The sequence below is a fragment of the Actinomadura sp. NPDC000600 genome (genome assembly GCF_040492135.1).
GTDB lineage: Bacteria > Actinomycetota > Actinomycetes > Streptosporangiales > Streptosporangiaceae > Spirillospora.
In genome coordinates, this window is record NZ_JBEUPD010000114.1 from 1 (window position 1) to 1,499 (window position 1,499).

The window sequence follows — 1,499 nt, forward strand, 5'->3', positions numbered from 1 at the left end:
TGTGTTCAAATCTCCAATTCTTTCGCCTTGAACTTCTTCATCTATAAATAATGTTTTTGTTTTCATGATTCGTTCTCTTTTCTAGCGGAGCACCGCATTTAATTTCTTTGCAATGAGTTTGATTGCTCGTATGTTCTGTGTGATTAAGTCGTGAAATAGGTCAAACAGGATTTCGCCCGTTTCTGGGTTGACTATGTATGTGTAGGTCATAGACCACTCCCTCCTGAAAATTTCTGATAAAATTCATTGTTTATAAATTCCATCATCTCTTTATAATGAAATGACCATTTACCAGCATCAGCCGGATAAAATACCCAACCGCCATTTTCTATGGATAACTTTTTTATCATCTCTGGACGGTTTAACAAGTTCTTGATAGTAGTTCTTGAGCGGTTTGATTTTTTTATGAATACATCCATACCAACCCAACCGTCAAAGTCTTTTTCTTTAAGCTCTTGATATTCAACTTTATCTACAAGAATCTTATCTTCTGGAATTAAAACTGAAATAGTCGCTTGTACTTCAAGTGTTTGTTCCATGTGTTTTCCTTTCTATTCTTCAAAATCAAAGCTGGTTTGTGAGTTCAATCCACGAATTTCAAGCGTTGTATTGAAAGATGGTTGCCACATGTCAAGATATTCTGTTGCTTCGTCATAACGACTTAATGGAATATCGCTATATTTCACAACATCGAAGCGATTGTTCAAATCTTTATAAAACTCTCTGAATACCTTAGCTCCTAACTTCTTATGAGCATTTGAATACTTACCGCCAGTAAACATATAAACTTTGCTTGCTACTTTCTTTTGCAAAACTTTAGCTTTATTTGATGGAAGCCCGAATCGGTCAGTCAAATCAAGAACTGAATTTTCGATTTGTTCTACTTTTTTGTTCAAGTTCACGTTTCCTTGAGCGAGTAATGCAATTTGTTGTTCAGGAGTTTGCGGTAAAAGCTGTTGTTTGAGTTCTTTTTCAACTTCAATGAAATATTGACGGGCTTGTTTCCCTTTTTCGTTACGCTGAATCATGGAAATTTCTTTTGCCATGTCAATTTTTAACGCATGGTCAACACTTGGACGACCGCCTAGTTTTGAACTTTTTTGTTCAAAACCTATAAAATCAACGTTTTCAGTAAATCCATATTCTGCCATTCTTTCAAACCAAATATGATAAGGAGTTTTTACTTCTAAAAATTCATGTAGTTCACGACCGCTTACTACTTGGTCGTTGTTTTCGTTTTGTGTGATTGTAATTAATTGATCCATTTTTGAATCCTTTCTTATTTCAGTTTTCTAACTAGCTTTTTCAAAGCCACTTTTCGTGGACTTTTTGTCTAAAAAAATATCATCAATTCGTTTATTGAACTTGGAAGCAATCAAGAACATTTCTGCCCCCCACCAATCACTTTCTCCGAGTTCTTTTTTTCGATAAGTTTCTTAGGAACTGCGCGCCGTAGACGCTGACCTTCATGCCGCCGCCGGCGAGGGTCTCGCCCAAGG

General features: G+C 36.1%; 2 protein-coding genes. Both read right to left on the bottom strand.

Annotation, left to right across the window (positions count from 1 at the left end; translation table 11 throughout):
• Window positions 1–206: 206 nt before the first annotated feature.
• The gene (locus tag ABWI07_RS44060) at window positions 207–539 is read right to left on the bottom strand and encodes a DUF771 domain-containing protein (protein WP_063283367.1); all 333 of its coding nucleotides are present in this window, start codon (window positions 537–539) and stop codon (window positions 207–209) included.
• 12 nt (window positions 540–551) lie between these two features.
• Window positions 552–1,265 (bottom strand): ORF6C domain-containing protein, encoded by a 714-nt coding sequence (locus ABWI07_RS44065; protein WP_312257862.1) that lies wholly within the window; start codon window positions 1,263–1,265, stop codon window positions 552–554.
• Window positions 1,266–1,499: the final 234 nt, after the last annotated feature.

Excerpts from the sequence above, each read along its gene's own strand:
- ABWI07_RS44060 (WP_063283367.1), bottom strand. The coding sequence starts at position 539 with ATGGAACAAACACTTGAAGTACAAGCGACTATTTCAGTTTTAATTCCA.
- ABWI07_RS44065 (WP_312257862.1), bottom strand. The coding sequence starts at position 1,265 with ATGGATCAATTAATTACAATCACACAAAACGAAAACAACGACCAAGTA.